The organism is Bombiscardovia coagulans (assembly GCF_002259585.1).
Classification (GTDB): domain Bacteria; phylum Actinomycetota; class Actinomycetes; order Actinomycetales; family Bifidobacteriaceae; genus Bombiscardovia; species Bombiscardovia coagulans.
In genome coordinates, this window is record NZ_MWWS01000009.1 from 148,132 (window position 1) to 169,397 (window position 21,266).

At 47.2% G+C, this 21,266-nt stretch carries 20 protein-coding genes and 1 tRNA gene; 7 read left to right on the forward strand and 14 right to left on the reverse strand.

The window, feature by feature from the left end; all coding sequences use genetic code 11:
- Positions 1-340: 340 nt before the first annotated feature.
- Positions 341-1,351: a LacI family DNA-binding transcriptional regulator gene (locus BOCO_RS07170; protein ID WP_094723642.1), complete on the reverse strand. Its 1,011-nt coding sequence runs from the start codon at positions 1,349-1,351 to the stop codon at positions 341-343.
- Positions 1,352-1,636: 285 nt separating this feature from the next.
- A complete protein-coding gene (locus BOCO_RS07175; protein WP_094723644.1) occupies positions 1,637-2,071 on the reverse strand; it encodes a hypothetical protein in 435 nt (144 codons plus the stop codon).
- On the opposite strand from BOCO_RS07175, the gene BOCO_RS07180 reads away from it, so the two are divergent.
- The 3 genes from BOCO_RS07180 to BOCO_RS07190 all read left to right on the forward strand — a co-directional run bounded on the left by BOCO_RS07180 (position 2,070) and on the right by BOCO_RS07190 (position 4,289).
- Positions 2,070-2,504 (forward strand): hypothetical protein, encoded by a 435-nt coding sequence (locus tag BOCO_RS07180; RefSeq protein ID WP_094723646.1) that lies wholly within the window; start codon positions 2,070-2,072, stop codon positions 2,502-2,504. The genes BOCO_RS07175 and BOCO_RS07180 overlap by 2 nt on opposite strands.
- 100 nt (positions 2,505-2,604) lie before the next feature.
- The gene (xseA, locus tag BOCO_RS07185; RefSeq protein WP_094723715.1) at positions 2,605-3,942 is read left to right on the forward strand and encodes an exodeoxyribonuclease VII large subunit; all 1,338 of its coding nucleotides are present in this window, start codon (positions 2,605-2,607) and stop codon (positions 3,940-3,942) included.
- A 38-nt stretch (positions 3,943-3,980) separates the two neighbouring features.
- Entirely contained in the window at positions 3,981-4,289 is a 309-nt protein-coding gene (locus BOCO_RS07190; protein WP_094723648.1) for an exodeoxyribonuclease VII small subunit, read from the forward strand.
- Here the strand turns inward: BOCO_RS07190 and BOCO_RS07195 are convergent, their stop codons facing one another.
- Positions 4,290-5,315: an endonuclease/exonuclease/phosphatase family protein gene (locus BOCO_RS07195; RefSeq protein ID WP_244568788.1), complete on the reverse strand. Its 1,026-nt coding sequence runs from the start codon at positions 5,313-5,315 to the stop codon at positions 4,290-4,292.
- 305 nt (positions 5,316-5,620) lie between these two features.
- Here BOCO_RS07195 and BOCO_RS07200 point away from each other — a divergent pair.
- A tRNA-Arg gene (locus tag BOCO_RS07200) sits at positions 5,621-5,693 on the forward strand.
- A 184-nt stretch (positions 5,694-5,877) separates the two neighbouring features.
- On the opposite strand, the gene BOCO_RS07205 is transcribed toward BOCO_RS07200, so the two are convergent.
- Positions 5,878-6,927, reverse strand: coding sequence for a LacI family DNA-binding transcriptional regulator (locus BOCO_RS07205; protein ID WP_094723650.1), 1,050 nt, complete (start codon positions 6,925-6,927; stop codon positions 5,878-5,880).
- Positions 6,928-7,182: 255 nt separating this feature from the next.
- Between BOCO_RS07205 and BOCO_RS07210 the strand changes: the two genes are divergently transcribed.
- Both BOCO_RS07210 and BOCO_RS07215 read left to right on the forward strand, forming a co-directional pair.
- The gene (locus tag BOCO_RS07210; RefSeq protein ID WP_094723652.1) at positions 7,183-8,961 is read left to right on the forward strand and encodes a glycoside hydrolase family 13 protein; all 1,779 of its coding nucleotides are present in this window, start codon (positions 7,183-7,185) and stop codon (positions 8,959-8,961) included.
- 56 nt (positions 8,962-9,017) lie between these two features.
- Positions 9,018-10,298 (forward strand): MFS transporter, encoded by a 1,281-nt coding sequence (locus tag BOCO_RS07215; RefSeq protein ID WP_094723654.1) that lies wholly within the window; start codon positions 9,018-9,020, stop codon positions 10,296-10,298.
- An 86-nt stretch (positions 10,299-10,384) separates the two neighbouring features.
- Here BOCO_RS07215 and BOCO_RS07220 read toward each other — a convergent pair whose 3' ends face one another.
- Both BOCO_RS07220 and BOCO_RS07225 read right to left on the reverse strand, forming a co-directional pair.
- Positions 10,385-11,398, reverse strand: coding sequence for an alpha/beta hydrolase (locus tag BOCO_RS07220; protein WP_244568789.1), 1,014 nt, complete (start codon positions 11,396-11,398; stop codon positions 10,385-10,387).
- 11 nt (positions 11,399-11,409) lie between these two features.
- Positions 11,410-12,861 carry a sugar porter family MFS transporter gene (locus tag BOCO_RS07225; protein ID WP_094723658.1) on the reverse strand — a complete coding sequence of 484 codons (1,452 nt, stop codon included), beginning with the start codon at positions 12,859-12,861 and terminating at the stop codon, positions 11,410-11,412.
- Positions 12,862-12,994: 133 nt separating this feature from the next.
- Here BOCO_RS07225 and BOCO_RS07230 point away from each other — a divergent pair, with 133 nt between their 5' ends.
- On the forward strand, positions 12,995-13,828 hold the full coding sequence (locus tag BOCO_RS07230) for an AraC family transcriptional regulator (RefSeq protein WP_094723660.1): 834 nt from the start codon (positions 12,995-12,997) through the stop codon (positions 13,826-13,828).
- 117 nt (positions 13,829-13,945) lie between these two features.
- Here BOCO_RS07230 and BOCO_RS07235 read toward each other — a convergent pair whose 3' ends face one another.
- The 8 genes from BOCO_RS07235 to BOCO_RS07505 form a co-directional block, all read right to left on the reverse strand.
- Complete coding sequence (locus BOCO_RS07235; RefSeq protein WP_094723662.1) at positions 13,946-15,064, reverse strand: zinc-binding dehydrogenase; 1,119 nt, start codon at positions 15,062-15,064, stop codon at positions 13,946-13,948.
- Between the two features lie 337 nt (positions 15,065-15,401).
- A complete protein-coding gene (locus BOCO_RS07240; RefSeq protein ID WP_094723664.1) occupies positions 15,402-16,673 on the reverse strand; it encodes an MFS transporter in 1,272 nt (423 codons plus the stop codon).
- Between the two features lie 21 nt (positions 16,674-16,694).
- Positions 16,695-17,306 carry a winged helix-turn-helix domain-containing protein gene (locus BOCO_RS07245; RefSeq protein WP_094723666.1) on the reverse strand — a complete coding sequence of 204 codons (612 nt, stop codon included), beginning with the start codon at positions 17,304-17,306 and terminating at the stop codon, positions 16,695-16,697.
- Positions 17,307-17,640: 334 nt separating this feature from the next.
- Positions 17,641-18,849 carry an FHA domain-containing protein gene (locus BOCO_RS07250; protein ID WP_094723668.1) on the reverse strand — a complete coding sequence of 403 codons (1,209 nt, stop codon included), beginning with the start codon at positions 18,847-18,849 and terminating at the stop codon, positions 17,641-17,643.
- A 6-nt stretch (positions 18,850-18,855) separates the two neighbouring features.
- A complete protein-coding gene (locus BOCO_RS07255; protein WP_094723670.1) occupies positions 18,856-19,293 on the reverse strand; it encodes a type III secretion system chaperone family protein in 438 nt (145 codons plus the stop codon).
- Positions 19,294-19,295: 2 nt separating this feature from the next.
- Positions 19,296-19,817, reverse strand: a complete 522-nt coding sequence (locus BOCO_RS07260) for a type III secretion system chaperone family protein (RefSeq protein ID WP_094723672.1) — start codon at positions 19,815-19,817, stop codon at positions 19,296-19,298.
- On the reverse strand, positions 19,810-20,427 hold the full coding sequence (locus tag BOCO_RS07265) for a DUF805 domain-containing protein (RefSeq protein ID WP_094723674.1): 618 nt from the start codon (positions 20,425-20,427) through the stop codon (positions 19,810-19,812). The genes BOCO_RS07260 and BOCO_RS07265 overlap by 8 nt, the downstream gene beginning before the upstream one ends.
- A 131-nt stretch (positions 20,428-20,558) precedes the next feature.
- Positions 20,559-21,266, reverse strand: a 708-nt coding sequence (locus BOCO_RS07505; protein WP_158520437.1) for a hypothetical protein, incomplete at its 5' end; no start/stop codon positions are given.

The window sequence follows — 21,266 nt, forward strand, 5'->3', positions numbered from 1 at the left end:
TAATCACAGCAAGCTCATCGAATCTTATTTATCAACTCTTGCAAGACAATGCGACCATCTCCTCATGAACGCTACTGCGACAAGACAACTATAATAAAGAGAAACACACTCCCATTGGCACTTACTCTGCCAATGCCAGCAGGTTCCCCATCGACCTTCACTAGCACTGTACAGAAACTGCCATCTAATGCTGCCTTGCACACACTCAATGCACTTGGACAAAAGCCAGCAGTGGACTGTCGCTCTTACGACGAAATCAGAACAATACAGCTATTTATTTGCTCAGAGACACCAAAAATACCGAGTTAGCAACTGCTCAACACAACACTACTAACAAGCGTTATTCCCTGCACTTGCTTACAGAACCTCGTTGTTCAAATACAGTCGCTATGCTTACAGGATCAGTCTGTCCTTTCTGTCCCGTTTCGATCGTATCTAGAAGCATTTTCACCCCCTTCCTTCCTATTTGTTCAACCTGTTGGGAGATAATAGAAATTTGAGGCGTAATCAGCCGAAATACTTCAATATCATCAAAGGAAATCAAAGAACAATCATGACCAATTTGCACATTGTAACCACGCAACAAACTAATGCAGCTAATAGCATCAGGCGAATATCCAAAGATTACGGCTGTTGCACCAAATGACTGCAATGAACCCAACACATCCTTATGCGACTGCAAGCTCTCATCACATGAGAAGACACGAATACCGTCACTCTCAAAGTAGTCAGGCGCCAGACTCGAGAAAGCCTCAGCTCTTTCATCGAGACTGAAAGATCCCAGCGAAGGATGGGCAACATAGGCAACCTTACGATGCCCATAGCCCTTCAGTGTTTCAAGGGCTTGCCTCAATCCAGGTCTAGGATCAGAAACAACGTACGGGACAGTATCCATACCTGGCACCCGGCGGTCTACAAAAATGAGAGGAAGCTCTCTTTCAATGATGGTCTGCAAACCTTGCGAAACTGTGCCTTGGGGGACTGCAATAACTCCATCAATCCGTTGTCCAAGAATGCGCATGATGAAATCATCTTGTCGATCTAGCTGCTCATCGGAACTACCAATCAGAGCACCGACTCCCATCTCGTACAGCATAGCTTCCATAGAACTGACCAGGTCTGCAAAATAGGGGTTACGAAGGTCGGGAACTAAGAGACCAATCATTTTAGTCTTACTAGATCTCATAGCCTGAGCCCGCAAGTCAGGAATGTAGCCTAAATCCTTTGCGGCCTGGCAGACTTGTTTCTTGGTCTCAGGGGAAAAACGACCTTTGTCATGAAGAACCTGTGAGACCGTAGTCGTTGAAACACCCGCTTGACGCGCTACTTCTCTAATGGTGACATACCCCATGCTGGTCGTCCTCCTATGTCCATCTGCACTGACTACCCCTTGTTCCAGTGTAAAGATACAGGCAGGCATCAGTGTGTCGCGTATCCAATAGGCACAGCCACCTCAACCATTTACGTTCTTGGCTCACACAACCGAAACACCCTTGAGTGCCTACTCAATGTTGATACCTATGCACATCAGATTGCATAAAGCGAGCAGATCTATCGAACTCAAGCCAGGGTGGTTACACAGCCCACTCAACCCCTGTTCTACTGGGTTACCTGGCTATCTGCGTATGCATATTACTTAGACCTCATTAGCAGTGGGTTTTCCAACTACTATAGCCAAGTTCCAAGCATCCACAGTCAGTTGTTCCCCTGCACCAATAGATTTGCCGGCAGTCTGACATTGACCTAGCAGGATGCGGCCTGCATATGGACTACTCACAGTAACCACTTGATCAGAATAGTTCAAGAAATAAGTTACTTGTTCACCCGCAGCATTGATGCCCTGACGAACTGTAATTTGACCAGCCAACTCCTGTAAGGGCCCATACAATCCTGCAACCTTTAGCGCCTCAACAAGAACCTGACGCATGGCCTGAGGATCCAGCAAGGTCCCTATCCATTGTGCCTGCCCGCACCCAAACTGATGGCGGGTGATGGCAGCATACGAAGACCACACTGGATGTAAGTAGTGGGCAAGCACCGTGGTGTCTATATCAGGATTGAGAAGCTCCATGAAAGTTGAAGTATATGCAGTCTATGGCACCCCCGAGGAATTTCTTACAACCAACCTTCCAGGTTCTGACCCCAATGCCCCTCACTTCCCAGCCTACCTACGCTACTTAGTTGACCACAACGCATCCCGGCGCGAACTTGTTCAGCTCTTCATGGTTCTGCAAACCGAATCATTTGATCCTCAGCACCCCCTGCATCATTACTTCCAGGATCGCGCTGATAGAGTCTGGAAACATTACTCACACATCCCTTGGTCGCTACCGCCAGGAATGGACTGGAACGCAGACATGCGACCCTATGTGCGCTTGAGCCTGGAAGCCATGGATGGTATTCAGCTGCGCTGGCTCAGAAAACCGCCGCTCAACTTTCAACAAGAATGGGCACACTTTGAAGCCCTCCTCTATCCCAGTCCACGCTGGAATGATTACCGATAAGTAGCATCAACAACAACCCAAGCAACCCTAGGTTGTCCCTAAGTTGGTAGAGTGTTGAAGTATTCATACTCTTGTGGTGGGAGGTACCGTGCTGAACAATATGGCCATCAAACAGGCGTATACGACAGGTTCCGGACCAGTTGATTATGCCGGAGGTGGCACTCAGCCAGCCGGCAGCATCAACCAACCCAAACCCTTAAGCGAACTACCAAGGTTGGCCAGGGATACTACAGCCGAAGAACCATGGCCAGTAAGCGTTCTGAGCCAAAAATACCATGATGCTGTTGCTCGTTGGCCCGGAGCCTGGGTTGAGGGACAGATAGTTGAAATCAACACCCGACGAGCCGGTTCTGCCTATCTGACCGTACGAGATAACTTTGAAGACATCTCAATCTCCGTTATGGGTTTTAGAGGCTTTGCCAGCAAGGCCCGTGATTTTCACCAGGGGGACCGAGTTGTTATACATGGTCAACCAGATCTATGGATGAAACAAACCCGCCTAAGCTTCATGGCCGATGATATCCGGCGAGTGGGTACTGGAGATTTGAAGGAGCAGATAGAACAGCTGCGTAAGCAACTCAAAGGTGAGGGGTTGTTCGACGCAGAGAACAAAGTTCCCCTTCCCGAGTTCCCCCAGCGAATAGGATTAATTTGCGCACCCCAGGCGCGCGCTGAGGGAGACATAGTAACCAACGCTCGCTTGCGGTGGCCTATTATCGAGTTTTCAATTGTTCATGCTCACGTACAGGGACCCCAGTGCCCTCCGGAAGTCGTTGCAGCTATCCAAAAGTTGGACCAAGATCCATCTGTTGATGTCATTATCGTAGCTCGTGGAGGTGGTTCATTTGAGGACTTACTCGGATTCTCTGACGAAAGCGTCGTAAGAGCCACAGCCGCTTGCCTGACTCCAATTGTTTCCGCTGTTGGCCATGAAGACGATTGGACTCTCATTGATTTAGCTGCTGACCTACGAGCTTCTACACCAACTGATGCCGCCAAGCGAGTAGTGCCCGACCTGGCTGAGCAAGAAGGAATCGTCGAAGAAGCTCGTATTCGGATTGATTCCAGGATCCGTGCCTTGATAGACCAGGAAGACCGCCTTATCGAAGGCTATGCGAGTCGCCCCAGCCTAACCCAGCCACTTACCATGCTTGACAAGCCTCAACACATGATAGATGAAGCATGCATTCGACTTGATATATCCCTGCGACGGATTGCAGATGACGCTTCACTGACTGTCGAAAAGCTACAATCTTCGCTCACGGCCCTCTCTCCACAGTCAACACTGAACCGTGGGTATGCCGTAGTCCAGACAACAGACGGTTCTGTGGTGTCAGACCCAGAAGATATTGCGGACGGCAGCACTATCAAAGTTACCCTTAAGCAGGGTGCTTTAGAAGCTACTAAGACCACTACCCTTACTCAACAAAACTCATAAACAAGACCTAGACCGTACGTAACATAAAGGAGCACATCGTGGCAGATAGCACGAAAAAACAAACCAAAACAACTAAAGCCTTGGCATCAACCCTGAGCAACAAAGAGCGGGAAGCTATTGCTAAACTTCCTTACGAGCAGGCACGAGATCAACTGATTGAAGCTGTGCAAGCCTTGGAGGCAGGTGGCCTTGATTTAGATGCCTCCATGCACCAATGGGAAATAGGCGAAGCTTTAGCCAAACGTGCACAAGAGCTTTTAGACCAAGTTCGAGCCAAGCTCGATGCAGCCCAAGCCCAACAGGCTTCAGCAGGCGCATCAGCAGGCACACAGTCTAATTTGGAGTAGCTATTTCCTGACCCAAATAGTGCCTACCAATGCACGGTGATCTGAGCCGGGAATGCTAACTGTCTTGAGCTGACCGGCTTCAATTCCTTGGTCTACAACAATGTGGTCAATGTCAGTAAAGGGAGGAATCCAAGGCTTATCGGCTGGCCAGGTCATAGTAAAACCGTGCCCCAAAGATACGGTAGCATCCTGGAAGCGCTGGCCCAAAAAGTCTCTGAAGGGCGCATGATCATAGGTCGCATTGAAATCACCCATAAAAACATAGCTGGTATGAACGTGGGATTTCATAGCAGATAATTCATCCAAACTCCGCTTCCACTGCCCCCACTGCCCCGGAGATGGTGAAGTCGTATGCACAGAAACAAAACGCACCTGTCGGCCTTCCCCGAAATTGACTGTACCAGCGGGCATCTGTGAAGCCGATGAATTAACGTCATCTCTGGCTGGAGACCCAAGCGGGGTCAGAGACCACAAGCCATTACCTGATTTGCCATCCGCCGAAGCAACTTTAGAATATGGCAAGTACTTTGTGATACCAGCCTCGTTAAGGCGTTCTACAAAGCTGTCCGTTGTCTCCTGCAAGGCGAGGACCTCTACCCTGTTGTCTCTCACAGCGTCAACGATAGCTTGGGCTTGCGCACGCCCCTTATACACATTAGCTGTCATTACACGCGCCGTAGCATCATCTTTATGCGGCAATTCTAGGCTGGTAACTTGTTGAACTCGCTTGGGTAGCTGGTGGTCAAAGGTAAAGAAAGGAACTTGCCAGGAGACACCGGCACAAAGACAGACCAAGGAAAGCAGGGCCGTCATCCATCGCTTTGAAATGAGTGCAAGCATTAAAGCAATCAAGGCTATGAGCACATACCACGGTGCTAGAGATACAATTTCCGGAAGAAACGGCAAATCTGAGAACTGGCTTGGGACATAGTGGGCAAGGGTACCAAGCAAGGCAAGCAGCCCCAACACTCGTGCCACAATCGTTAGCAGGAACCTCATACCAGGTATCCGACCAATCGCCGCCATACGTTTTGTTCCTATCTACTTATCTACTACTTCTGCAACCACTGCGAACAAGTTTCAAGACCACATACTCCTGCTCGTGTGATGTCAGTTCTCAGTTTGTCTCCACTAATCTTGAGAGTTTCCACCATAACCCATCACCTCCACAACGGTTCTTTATGAGGCATTGTAAAAGACCCTTATAAGGAGGAATTATTAGGATTGACAGCCGTAACTCACACATTAACGATAGTCAATTCAATTTCTAGCAACCATCTCAGGATATTCAGCACGCCTTGCAAACTTGCGTGCTAAAGTAGATATTCGTTGCCCCGGTAGCTCAGGGGATAGAGCACTTCTCTCCTAAAGAAGGTGTCGTGCGTTCGAATCGCATCCGGGGCACTCTTGTAATTCAGGCATAACAAAATACCTGGGGTTTCCAATATCACTCTCCTTTACTCCTGCATGAGTATGCCGCAGATACCCAAACAATCTTTGCCCTCGACCCGACTACCTGAATTCGCGTATCCACAATCCGCTCTCAATCACAAGTGCTACATACCTTGAGCATGCCACGGAACGACGTTCACCTTGCAGCTTTTGGCACATACCGGGCTGTAGATCCTCGCAGCATGAGAATTGGTTCAATCATAGTATGGCGCTCTTCAAGTATTTCACCCCTCATCAAAGCGAGTGTCTTATGAGCTGCGGTCCGTGACATGTCTTCAGGGTTTTGGTGAATAGTGGTCAGATCTGCGGCCGCAGCAATATTGGCATCATCAAAACCGATAATGGAGAGATCCTCCGGTATGCGTATCCCGTAATGCCTTAATGAGGCCATCAAAGGTACTGCAAAATCATCAGTTTCCACACAAATGGCAGTGGGCATAGGAGCAAGAGATAGTACTTGTGCAGCTGCTGCGTTGACTGCTTCATCATATGTTCGATAGTCAGCAATCTTACCTGTATCAAATCGGAAAATCTGCTGATCCCCATAACCAGCCAACCGCGCCTCTTGCACGAAAGCTGTGCCACGTAATTGTGAACTGAACTTGAACTCACCAGGCGCGGGCTGCCCAACAAAAGCAATGCGCCGATGCCCGAATCGCTGTAGTAAGGATACAGCCTCATGCATACCCTTACGGTCGTTCAGCAACACAGAAGCATCGAACCCATCAATAGTTCTCGAGTCGAGCCCTACCGTGGGAATCGTCAACCTTTCTAAGACTTTTGTCTGTCCGGGTTCCAAATTGATAGAAGTCACAATGACGGCATCCACATTATTATCGGCAGGAAGACGATCAAAGAAGGACTGAAGTTGCCCATATGTGCTGACAGTGTTGGGAATAATATCATATTGCTCTCTGAATAGAACTTCATATACACCTTGCAAGACAGAAGAATCAAACCAGGTATTTAGCTTGTCAGCAAATAGGACAGAAACGCGCATAGTTTTACCCGATGCGAGGGAAGAAGCATTCCGAGAGATAGAAAAGTGCAAACGCTCCGCAGCTAGACGAACCCGCTCTCTCGTTCCCTCGTCAACTTTATCCAATCCCCGAAGAGCGCGAGAAACTGTGGAATCCGAAACCCCAGCCTCTTGAGCCACTTCGTGCAGGGTCACTCTCACCATCATCTCGTCCTTTTCACTGTTCTCTCTGTCACGACAAGAGCAAGTAATCACTGTTTATGCTACCAGTCAAGCACCCTTGAGCTGCAAGCTGGCTGCTGTGGTTTGTTGTACTTTCACAAGAGCGACGGATATGTTACCCATCACACTGAGTGACTTGACAGACAGAATGCAAGCGCTATTATTTTGTATTACCAAGGAAAGATTGTCAATGACGACTTACCTTTTACCACAATAAACTGTCAACGATAAGGAACACCGATGCCCTCTATCAATCATTCTACACATAATGCAAGCGCTGTCACTCAAGCTGATCTCTGGTGGAAGCAAGCTGCGGTCTATCAAATTTATCCACGCTCATTTGCTGACTCCACTGGCACTGGTTTAGGCGATATAGCCGGCGTTACCAGCCGCATGGATTATTTAGCACAACTAGGTATCGATGCTATATGGCTCTCCCCCTTCTATCCCTCAGAACTAGCCGACGGAGGATACGATGTTCAGGATTATCGCAACGTGGACCCCAAGCTAGGCACTATGGCCGATTTTGACGCCATGGTGGAGGCTGCCCATGCTAAGGGCATCAAAGTGATTGTCGACATTGTCCCCAACCATTCCTCTCACTTGCACCCATGGTTTCAAGAAGCACTTAACTCCGAGCCAGGTTCCGCTGCACGTAATCGATACATTTTCAGAGACGGAAAGGGTGAGCATGGCGAACTACCACCCACCAAGTGGTCTGCCAACTTCGGCGGTCCTGCATGGACCCGCGTCCCTGACGGACAGTGGTATCTACATCTCTTTACCAAAGAACAACCTGACTTCAACTGGGACAACCCCGAAGTAAGGGACGATTTCCTTAAGACCCTCACCTTCTGGTGCGACCACGGAACCGATGGTTTTCGAATCGACGTAGCCGAAGGTTTAGCCAAGGACCTAGACCGAGACGACCTGGATGACTATGACATGGACGTCATGCATGTGACTGTTGATGACGGCACCCACCCTGTTTATGACCGCGACGAAGTCCATGAAATTTTCAAGGAATGGCGCAGCAAAGTCTTTGACCGCTACGAACCTGCGCGCTTTGCCGTTGGTGAAGCCTGGGTTCCAGTTTCTCGTCAGCATTTATATGCCAGTCCAGATGAATTAGGACAAGTTTTTAACTTCGAGTTTGCTGAATGCAACTGGGTACGCGATGAACTTCACCAGGCCATCCAAGACGGCATTGATCTAGCAGCACGAACCAATGGTTCAACGTCAACATGGGTTATGAGCAACCATGATGTGCCTCGACATGCCAGTAGGTATGCCCTGCCTCAGGTATCTACCGACAATGGCCTCTACCATGCAATAGCCAATGATTGGCTCTTAAGAAACGGGCGCACATACCACGAAGACCGCCAGCTGGGAACCATACGTAGCAAGGCTGCCATTATGTTAGAAATGGCACTCCCCGGTTCGGCTTACGTTTACCAAGGGGAAGAACTGGGATTGTTTGAAGTAGCAGATATTCCTTGGGATCAGCTAGAAGATCCATGGGCATTCGGGACTTCCCAGAATCTATCCAAGAAGGGGCGGGACGGTAGTAGGGTACCACTGCCATGGACTTCGACCCCAGACCATTCCTTCGGCTTCTCACCGTCAACGCAAGCCAATGGGCAACCTAGTGCGCCAGCCCACCTCCCCCAACCGAGCTGGTTTGCTGACTACTCTGTTGCAGCTGAAAACGGAAAACCAGGATCAATGCTTGAACATTACCGAACTGTCTTGGCTCTACGCCATCGTTACCAGACCAACGACACAAGTTTGCGGTGGCTGGAGGACTACGACCATAGTTCGAGCCAACCAGATGGCGCTAATGGCCAACATGGTGGTGTCATCGCCTATGCAAGAGCCAATGGTTGGGCTAACATCACAAACTTCGGTAGTGAGCCAGTGGGGCTGCCTGAAGGCGAAATTCTCCTGACATCACAACCTTTGGATGAGCAAGGCCACCTACCACAAGACACCTCTGCCTGGATCTTGCTAGCCCAATGACGAATACGACAGTACATCTTTCTTTCATCACAACTGTTTGCAACAAGGAATAATTCATGACAAACGACAACTCTTCTCAAGGGCAAGGTGCTTCTGAACAAGGAGCTGCTGGTCACTCACGAATAACTACAGCCCGCTACATTATCGGCCTTTTTGTATATAACACTCTGTTGTACGTAGGCTTTACCATGGTCGCGAGTGTACTCATGCCGCAAAGGCTCAAAGATATTGGCATTGCTGACCCAAGTACCTTGTTAGGCCAAATTAATGGTGTAGGTGCTGTCCTATCGATGTTTATCAACGTCTTCATCGGTGCAATGTCAGACAGAACTCGTTCACGATTCGGTAAACGTACCCCTTGGATAGTCAGCGGTGCCCTTCTCTGCGGCATCTGCTTTTATATGACAGGTTTACCCACCATAGGAATCGGTGTCGGTGTAGCATATTGCGTGTCGTTGATTGGCCTCAACATGATGATCGCTCCAATTACCGCTATTCTCTCCGATCGTGTGCCAGAAAAAGACAGAGCTACTGCTTCAGCCGCATTCGGTGGTGGTGCTGTTATTGGACAAGGCCTTGGAAACTTGTTGGCCTCAATGTTTATTGCTTCAACAAACGTTGGCTTCCTAGTCTCTGGAATCGCACTTCTACTGGCCGGCTGGCTATCCATGGCTATCATTCCTCGCGAGTTACCCAACAAGGAGGAGCCCCGCAAAAACGAACCTATCGGACAAGTCATTATTCACGCTTTCACACCTCCCATCAAGGGCGCTTCAGATTTCTGGAAGGCATTCTTGTGCAGAACCGGCCTTCTAGTGGCCTATCAGATGATTACCTCATACCAGCTTTACATCCTGGAAGACCACATAGGTCAAGATAAAACCACAGCTGGGGCAACTATAGCTACCATGTCAATTATTACTATGGTGGTCTCCCTTATTGCGACAGCACTATCGGGACCTATATCTGACCTCATCAAAAGGCGCAAACCACCTATTGTTTTTGCTTGCACTCTCTATGCCATCGGTATAGCCATGCCCTGGATTCTCAAATCACCACTTGGGATGGTATTGTTCGCCGGTATTGCAGGTTTTGGGTATGGGATGTATTCAGCAGTAGACCAAGCTTTGAATGTTGATGTACTCCCCAACAGAGAAACCGCAGGAAAAGACCTTGGATTTATCAATATAGCCACCTGTGCAGGCCAAGCTATCGGTTCAGTCTGTACTTCCACGATTGTAGCCATGACGGGCGGATACAATCTCGTTTTCCCAGTAGCCATAGTCATGACAATTCTCTCCGCGATTTGCGTCTTACTGATCAAACGGGTCAACTAAAGGACCGGGGGCTTGGTACTTATTGCAAGACCAAGCCCCACCCTTCTTTATACTTCTCGCCTCTGCCCACTAAAGTCAGCATTCTGTTACAACAAACTATACGAAAATGCTTGTATTTCTTGAAGAGTCTGCTGACTTTCCTCCAACCAGGTCATAGCCACTGGGTAAACATGACCAAGCACCTGAGTCTTACCAACATGCACATCATGCAGTTCAAATTCACACCCCTGCTTGTCCAACGCAAGAGCCAGATTCAGTGTCTCAGCTTGGAGGAAATCATCACTACTGGTGTTCAAGAAGATAGGAGGCAACTGAGCTTCTGCTGTGATATAGCTCAGATTAGCTAGCTGCTCTCCCCCGTTTTCCTTAAATGTGCGGAAAAAGTTCGGTGCAAGAAGCTTGAGCCCATCAGTTTCAAGACCTTCTGGAGTGAAAGATCCTGGTCGCATGGATACATAGGGATTCAGGTTAAATAAGCCAGACACAAAAGCGGCACCCATAGGATGTAATTGAGACTGAGCTATATCCAAGGTGTGAGCAAACTGTTCTGAGCCCTCAATGGCTAAGGCATACAATCCCAAGGTAGCTCCAGCGGAATCACCAGTAATGAACACCCGATCTTGACTCACCGGGTACTGGTTCAAGTGAGTTTTGATCCACGCCAATGCAAGTTCAACTTCCCGTAACTGCTCCATGAACCCTGCTTGAGGCATAAGCGTATAATTTATCGAAAATACCGCAAAACCAGTCTTCGCTAAGTGTGTGCAGAAGTTTCGGTTGAGTTCTTTATGTCCATACATGAACCCACCACCGTGGATGTCGATGTAAACTGGCAGTGACTTTCCGTTTCTTAACACTGCATCATGAGGCAGATAAAGGTCTAGTTTGTGCGACCGTAGACCGTCCTCCTGATAAGCAAGATCATTCAGGCAATCTACTCCGTCAGGAATAGACCAGTATTTGCTACGAGAACGATCATTTTTACAGAACATGAGGCGGGATTCAAGAATAATATGAGCCGTATCAGGGTCACATGCAGTCAAATCACCATCGACTTCAGTCCACTGCGAATAGACTTTACGCTCTTCATCACTCACCATGACGTCCCTCATTATTCAGCCTTCATATCTTCTAGTTCTACACCGTTCGTCTCAGGTAATGCTTTGAGCACAAAAATATAACTTAAAGCCGCAAATATTGCATAGAGCATGTACACATTACCCGTGCCGATCCCATCACGAAGCCAGGGGAAGGAGGTGGACACTATGAAATTGCCAATCCAATTACAGGCAGTAGCTACTGCAACACCCATGGCTCGAATGTTGTTAGGGAAAATCTCACCAATAACAACCCACATGGCTGGACCCCAAGTTCCACAGAATATGAAGTAAAAGAGGTAGACAGCAATCAGGGTAATTGGTACCCAAATGCCTGTTAAACTTACTCCTGTGCTGGTGGCTATAGAATGATGGAAACCGATTGATGCAACAAACAAAAAAATTGCCATACCACCAGAACCAAAAGCCAACAGTTTCTTACGTCCAATACGATCAATCAAGAGCATTGAAATAATCATAGGAACAAATGCCACGACCGAACGTATGACAGAAATATCCAATGCCTGCTGTTCCGAAAAACCCAACGAACGCCAGAGGCTGGAATCGTAATATAGAATAATATTGACCCCATTGAACTGTTGGAATACAGCAACAGCAATTGCAACCCATACAACTTTTTTGAGTCCGAAAGTCTTACCTTTTAAGTCACCAAGACGTGGTGTTGTCTCTGCGCCAACAGACTGGCGTATTTGTTGAATCTTGGCTTGAGGATTTTCAACACCATTCAAACTTGTTAGTAGGTTGGCAGCTTCTTCATCACGCCCCTTCATCACCAGATAGCGCGGGGACTCTGGTAGGTTACGACAAACCACTAACATGATGACAGCGGGAATCAACATCATCAAGAGCATCCACCGCCAAGTTGGTAGCCCTAACCAGAAAATGGTATCAGCACTTCCTGAGCTTTTTGCGAGTAAGTTGTTAACAAGAACCGAAGCTAACATTCCTATGCCTACTGCAAACTGTTGGAAACTGGTCAAGAAACCACGCATTGTAGTCGGCGAAACCTCAGCTATATAAGCAGGCCCAACTACAGACGCAAATCCCACTCCTACCCCACCGATAATACGAGCAATAAGGAAAGTCCATATTTCTGGAGCATACCCAGAGCCTATAGAGCTGAAAATAAACAATAAAGCAGCAACAAGCATGATCTTAACCCGACCAAACTTATCTGCTAGTCTTCCTGCGAACCAAGCACCTAATACACAGCCCAACAAGGCTGCTGAAACGGAAATACCACTCATAAAGTTGTTTAAGCCATAACCGGATTTAGTTCCTGCTATGGAATCGACTGCTCCGTTAATAACTGAAGTATCATAGCCAAACAAGAGTCCTCCAGTAGCTCCTGCCAGACAAACCATGATAATACGACGTCGAACGGTAGGATTGATAACTTCGACCACGTCATTGCGCGATGAAGGTTTTTCTATATTATGTGACATGGTTACTCCTTTGTTGTCATGACACATCGTATTTTTAATTTATCTGTTTTCTTACTACCAAAATATGTAATTGGTGATATGACTTGATGAAAATTGTGATTTATCATGAATATGGAAAGCCAATGGAGGCATCATGGGAACAGAAAGACAGCTATTGCGCGCTTACAATACCCTTATCAACCCTGATTATCTAGAAGAAGATGTGTATCCTGAGGGTTATCCTGCCTTAGTTATCATCCATACCAGCAATAGCGAGGTAGCCCATGCCCACTGGCATCACGGCATGGAAATTGTACATGTTATTCACGGTGGAGGCTTATTTACCGTTGATGGGCACCATCATCTCCTGCTAGATGGCGACAGTTTGCTCGTTAGCCCCTACCAACTCCATCAGGCCACTACATTGGATTCCGGACACGGACCAGTCCGTATTGTATCCGTCACCTTCAATAATGAAATGGTTAGTAAGATCTACCCCTTCGCTGATCGCGCACTTTTTTCCTTAGAATCTCTAAAGGCTGACACCCAGGTTAAGGTTCGCTTAAATGAACTCATGAAAGACGTTAACAACCTCTATGAACAGCAAGACACTGCTTCAGGTTTTTTGTTAAATGCTGCTCTCTATCAGTTGCTACACCTGGCTTATACAAGGCTAACTGTCGGCGTACGTAAACCTGAATCAGTGCGGAGCGGAAACAATGTAGTCATGGAAATCTTGGGATATCTGGAAACCTATCACGGAGAAAATCTTAAAGAAAGCGAAGTGGCAGCAGATTTTGGCTACAGCAGAGAACACTTTAGTAGACTCTTCAAGAAAGCAACTGGCTGGACCTTTAAAGCTTATTTGACTCACCTACGACTAGAAGATGCACAAGACAGACTACTGAGAACTCAAGAAAGCCTCAGCCAAATAGCAAGATATACAGGTTTTCCAAACACAAGTAGTTTTATAGCAGCTTTCAAGTAGGAATATGAGAGAACACCGAAGGAGTTCCGGTTAGATCATTATCAAGTGCCTTATCGTTATGCAACAAACTGAGCCCTGAACATCTGCTACATTCAGGGCTCAGCAAGAACCTACAAATTAGCTAAAATCTGTAATGACAGAACGGATCACTTCACCTTTGACCAGTTGCTCGTATGCCTCATCGATTTGACTGAGCTTGATACGCTGAGTGATGATGTCATGCATGTTCAACCTGCCGTCGACCGCAAAATCAGCATACATGGGGATGTCGTGCTTAATATTGGTAGATCCCATCCACACACCCTTGAATCCACGCTGGTGGACCAAGAGGTCGGCAGGATTAATCTCTAGAGAGATCGTAGCGTCTGGCTTTGCTAAACCAATTGGGTAAGCAGTACCGCCAACAGCTAACATATCCCAGGCTTGCTTCATGGTCATTTCCATACCGATAGCTTCAAAAGCCTTATCCACACCACCATTGGTGAGCTCACGGACCTTAGCTACAGGATCCTCATTCTTAGAATTGATAACGTCTGTGGCACCGAACTTCTTAGCAAATTCCAACTTATTGTCAAACACGTCTATGGCGATAATCTTTTTCGCCCCGCAAATTCTAGCACCGGAAATGATATTGAGACCAATACCACCGGTACCAATAACAGCCACAGTGTCTCCAGGGCGTACATGCGCGGTGTTAATAGCAGCGCCTGCTCCAGTAATAGTGGCACAACCAATGCAAGCCGCTTCAGCCCAATCAACTTGATCGTTGACTACAGCCAGCTGATTTTCATGGATGAGCGCTTTCTCAGCAAAACCGCCAGTACCAAATGCTTGAGTCAGAGGTCGACCATCGGGGAATGAAAGACGTGGCGGCTCTCCTTCTGCTCGCACACACTCTTTCTGCTGGGTGCAGGATTGTGGTTGACCTTTGAGGCAGTTAGCACAATGACCACAAACCTTTTCTAAGGAAGCCACAACTCGGTCACCGACTTTGATCCCATTAACCTCTGGTCCTACCGCCTCAACAATACCGGAAATCTCGTGACCTATCACTGCTGGGAAGGGGAAGAACTTGTCATCATCTTCAACAAGATGCAGGTCAGAATGACATAGGCCAGAAGCCTTTACGTCCACTAGGACTTCAGACTTAATAGGATCATCAATAACAATGTCTTCAGGCTGAGCAAATCCCTTACCAATACCATAAGCTATGGAAGCTTTAATTGTCTGAGGCATACCGTCTCCTTTGAACTGTGATTATTCACATCGACCTTATTGTCGTATGCAAATTGCATGTGGCACTTCCTTGTCCATGAACTAGCAATATGACTTGCAGTTCCATGCGAACACTATTCCCCGATGTTCACTATTTATTATACCGCGAATATCGCAGACCGCTAGCATTTTTTTACCAGAACAATTTTCAACGAATAACAAAAAAGCAGGAAAACATGCTTACGTTTGCTCTCACAGTTTGCACTGTTGTAAACAGAAGATACTGCGTCTCCCCAACAGCTAACAACGATAATCGAGCGCCCCCATATTACCTTCGACAACTCTAGTATTGCTGCGTTCACAAAGTTGTTTGCGCCCAAGCTTTCGACGAGGGAATACTGCGAATTGACGGAGAACAGACTACGAGTACACAGCTAGCTATAAGAACAAGCAAGAACAATAGGACAGTTTGTTGAAATCCCAGAAGCGGTAACAGTGCCCCTGCTACAGCACTGCAACAGGACGACAGTGCTTGTGCAGGAACAGTCAAGGTTGTAGCGATACGACCTTGCATGTTCACAGGTGCTTTTGCAAACACAAAACCTAGGAGCATCGCGTTGATAATAGGAAAAGGAATTCCCATCAAAGAATTCGAAAGCAGTACTATCCAATATGTATCTGTGAACACCATAGGCACCACACATACACAAATAAATAGGAAGGCAATGCAGACCGTTGTACCCACCGGAATCTTATCACTAAGTTTCCCTGCTATAACAGAACCCACCAGCATAGCTAAGGATATGCCGGCACTGATCAAGCCTATGAGTGTTGCATGAGTATTGCCTGAAACCAACTGTAATTGGATAGCATATTGAACACCATTTACCCCAAAATTAATGAGAGCGGCGACAGCAAGTATTATTACGAGTCGTCTTTTATGGAGCGACCATGCCCAACCTGCAACAAAATCTTGCATGAACGAGCTGCGATTCTGCCTATCTACCTGTTCGATATTCTCTTGACTTCTACTTGCCGCAGTATGAATCGTCGTCGCTGCTACGCCTGATATTGCATACAGGCATGCAGAAACAACAAATGGCAACCACGGATAAAGACTATAGAGGAAACCTCCAATAGGACTACCTGCCATAGCGATCGTTGCATCACGCCCTTCATTGAGACTACGTGCCTTTGGATAGTTGCGTATGTCAATAATCGACTTCAGCATTGCTTCGGTGGCACTACTGAGAAAACCATTAATTGCTGAGGTCACGACCGCTATCACTAGCAGAACAGGAAACGACAGGTCATTCAGCACAATAAGCAAAGCTACACTCGACCATGCTAACAGTCCCACGATGGCATTGATAATAATCAACAGCTTACGGTCGTGCCTATCCACAAAAGTACCACCAAATGCACTTAGTACTTGTTGGGCAATCATCGAAGCAGTCCCAAGCCAACCGGCAGCAAGGGTAGAGCCTGATACCGCATAACCAATCAAACTTATTGCTAACACACGTAAGGACAAACCCGCTGCCGCGGCGGTATCGGCAGTAAACCAGGCAATATATCCAGCAGTCTTCCACCAGAATTGAGATTTTTCCACACCAGCGTCAACCGCCATCTTTCCCTCTCCTTTAGTAACTTAAGGAATCCACCTGTATGCTTGCAGGACAAGGGCCACTGTCCGAGCATCGGAATCGTTCTTCTTGCCTTCTTGTGCTTTTACCTTCCACCGACTAATGACATCAGCCAGCTCTGAAAGCATGAGTCGCATTTCTTCTACAGTGAGCTGTAATACATGATCCTCACTGGTGCAGGCTGCCACCCATTCGGCAGGCAGTTTAGGAACTGTATCCAGAAAACGTTCATAAGCCATTTCATAAGAAAGCGCGGCAGATCTACGAAATAAATCCACTGCTTCATCCTTGTCACCTGCATTTACTGCATTAGAACCATCTATATAGATTGAACTTTGACAAGCCCGCCACCAACTTTTTCTCCGGTCCGAGTCAGACGATTCCACCTCTTGTGCAAGACCAGCGTCTGCTAATCGTCCAAGATGGTAGCTAACCGACCCTGGAGCTTCATGTATCTGCTCACTAATCTGTCCTACGGTCTGTTCGCCATGTATGCGCAACACACCGAGTATTCTCATACGAATCGGACTTGCCATAGCCCGGAGCATACCAGCATTGGTTACCGTTTCAGTATTGTTTGTGAGAGGTTCTGCTGCGACACTCAACGTAGTCTTCATAGTAATTACTCCTCACTGATACACATTGTACGTATTATTTGTACAATTTATTTGTACATTATAGCCCACATATAAAGCCTTATCACTATTTATTTCAGACAGACGAGAACTTACCTACTGTACTCAAGACTGAGAGCATACTGTACATAAGCTGACAGAACATGCAAACTAACAGCCATTAACGGCACTACCTGCATTTTTATAACGGATCATGCACCCACCTGCCCCCTATAGCATTGGAGTAGCCTCGATATAGCGAGGATTCATCGAGCGCCTTTATTCAATGATATTGAAATAATCTGGTTAACAGGCCCCCGTCACAGCTCAGACACTGTTAGTCAATCGTCTCAATAATAAAATCAGAGTCCGCCAAGGAAAATGCTCCAGATTGATCAATGCGTGCTGTGACACCTGGTTCAATGAACGTTCCAGAAACCCTTGTTCCATTAGAGGAATGTTTATCCGTGATTTCAAAGCCGCCAGTCTTCAAGCACCGTATTTCCGCGTGGATTCTACTGACATTTGAGTTGCCTCCCATATGAATATCTGCCCTAGCTGACCTTCCAATAGTTGCTACAGGCTGATGGCACACTACCTGACGACCATCCCTAATTCTTGTAACCCGGAAGCGTGGAGAGTCTTCAACCCATAGACTAGTAGGTTTTTCGTCGTCCTCATTATGCTCATCTACAACTGACGAAGCATTGGCTTCTTCGCCCTGTGTATATGAGCAATCAGATACAGATCTACCTTGCACATCTTTATGTTGGCTTGCAGTCAATGCTGGCGTACCCTGTTCATGTGCCCCTGGCAATTTCAGGATAGTTTCCGAATATTGTGGACCATCGTCCTCCTTATCAAGATCAACATCTACACAATCGGGTATGGAATCAGCATCTCCTGTCTGTTTCTGATTACATCCTTCAGGTTCGCCAGCATGCTCTGAGTCTGTGTGCTGTTGTTCTGGCAATACCGAAAGCTCACCCAGGGGAAGTATTGATGACAACACTTCATGGTAAGCACTTGCATCAAACTCCACCTGGCACTTAAGAAACGATTTGAGTTCATCTGCCCACGATTGACAACCAAACGTTTCGGCATCCTTTTGACTAAGTATCTTCAGTAAGGATAAAGGATTAGACTCAAACGCTGGTCCATCAACAATGGGAACCTGAACCATTCGTGGGATTGCATCATCACCCAGAAAATATATATAGTCTGGATGCCAAAGAATGGTTTGCAGCCTAGCCTGCTCTGCCTGGCAAACTCGAACTACATTCTCTACCGCACGCAAGCTACCGGCAAAACGTTCAGCGGTCATACCCTTTCGCAAGAGATGAGACAAAGATACAGTGTTTGTCAAATCATAGTAAAAGCGGGCAGATTGACGATCACCTTCATACACAAACGGCAGTAAATAGTCAGCATACTTGCCAGTGAGTAAGACCTGAGCCAAAGCAAAATCGGGCAACTCTGCACGAGATGGGTGAATAGTTAATGTACAGGTACCGGCTCTGCGGTTACGCTTGATCCTGCTTTTCATTCTCACTCACCTTGTAGTAGACAGCTGGCCTTCCGCAAATCGCAAGAAACTGTCTGAACCCGCCATACCAAACTTCATGAGCCTGTCGAACTGGTTATCGTCTATACCACCGCAACAGTTCATAGCCATAATCGTTCGGAAAGTCAGACCGTCATCTGAACTTTCAATATATGCTGTAGGTCCTTCGTATTCCCTGTTCCAAGCATTGCAAGCATCTTCAAGAATATCGCGTTGGTCATTGGGATGACTGTGATTGGTCGAAGCACGAATAACTAAGTATTCTTTATTATCCCCATCAATGCCAAATGAAATCATGGTCGTATCCCACAAACCAATCCAAGCATTGTCATGATACTCAACATGGAACCCTTGCCCATCCAACCACTTTTTGATTCTGCTGTTGGTAACAACGGCTTTAGTAGATTCATTCATACTGTGGTCCATAGCTATGCTTTCCTCCCATATGGCGCATCAGGAATACGTATAGGATCTGGGTACTGCTCCCCCAACCAACTGAAAAAGATTTGTGAGACATTGAGAACATCATCAATCCTCATTCCCATCACATCATCTCGGTCATCGTTCATAATCTGACCTGAGCAAAACATTCTAACAGCTCTATTCTCATCCACGCTTGGTTCACTCGCATACCCTCGAGCCCATGTGCCATACGCATTCCATTCATTGCATGTATCAGCAGCATTACGATAGCGAGCAGAGCTGAAAACACGATTCCATAGACCCCTAAAACTGATCGTATCCATATTCTCATTTACCATAAAGAGAATCTCACCTTCAATGAGCGTCGCAAGGACAGAACCCCCTTCAGCATCAACGAAGATGGGGACTCCACGCTCAGCAAGCAGCTTAGCCACCTGAGCTAACGAAACAGGCAACTGCTGCATCAATTGGTCATTAACAGAAAGTGCATCATCCCTTATCGGCTGTTGCGCAATACTTTCACTCATTTGCACCCCTTACCTCTTCGAATTCATTACGTAAATGATCATGGTTAGTACTTTTAATCAACATCGGCTGATTGTCATAGCCCAAATCCAAACTGACAGCACCATTGTCTACTGTTGGCTTATAGTGCCGGGAAGGAAAGCACATCATCACCAATTTCACAAGCAAACCTAATGTCATGCCTAGCAGAGCAAGCATGGGCACAGTGTACGAGTAAGGCCCGTTATCTGGCGTAACCACTGCCCAGCAGAAAAAAACTGTATATGATCCCAGGCTCAAGCCCCACGGAAGCATTGCCCACCAACCCGAGAGCATAAGATCATGTAACCGCCTCACGGTTAAAGCATATTGAGGAATCAGACATATTGCCGACGCCACAATAGGAATAATAAACCATGCCCCTGTGTCACATACAGACCACAGGGCATAGGATGCACACGCAACAAAAATATCGAATACCCATATCTCTTTACGACAAGCACGCCCTTTACCTCGAGCAAACAGATAAAAAGGCCTCTGCAAGCACTCCTGCAAGGTCGCATCATACATAGCGTCAGAACTTTTCATAGTTCCTACTCGAGGAAGTCTGTTTTCCAATAAGGCAATAGACATATTATCCTCCTTACCTACCTACTGCACTGTCAGCTCATACTGCCTCGTGCATCACTGCAACGAACAGCACCCCTCCCCCGAGACCACAACCATTGTAACCAATACTCAAGCCATAACCAGTACAGCAGGCATTAATCATTATCACTATCACTAGTGGAACGCAGCAAAGCAGCAACCAATAAAATTAAATCGCACAGTAACGCCCAAGCAGCCAACCACTCAAACCGAGCATCACGACCAGCATCAACACACTGATCAATCGCCCACAAATCCTGCAAAAACCACAACACACCAACCAACCCCACCGAAGCACACCAAAACAAAGAAGCACCAGCAGAACCAGAACCCCTCGCCAACATCCACGCCGGCAACACACACGACACCACCATCACAGCCCCAGCACCCAACCTATTACGCACCACCAACGGCACCAACCGAAACCACGACAAAGCCCCCACCACCAACACACCAACCGTCACCATCACCCAACGCCACACACCAAAATCAGAACGCGCAATAGAACCAAAACATACACCAAAAAAAATTATGACCGGTAAGGACAACAACACAAACCAAAACCCAGGACGACCCTTACCATCCTCAAACCGCCACAAAAAACACCACACCACTAAACCAGACTGCACCTCAGCGATGGGCCCCCCCAGTATACGCTCACGTGCCCAAGGTCGTAAATCATCAAACAAGACCAGCCAACCAAAAGCAAAAGCAGCTAAAAACACCAAACCATAAAACACGATCTTACGCATCACGCCAACACGAGAAAAAGCCCGCTCACCCTCACCAGCAGGCGGCATAACCCGCACCACCCGAGACATAAT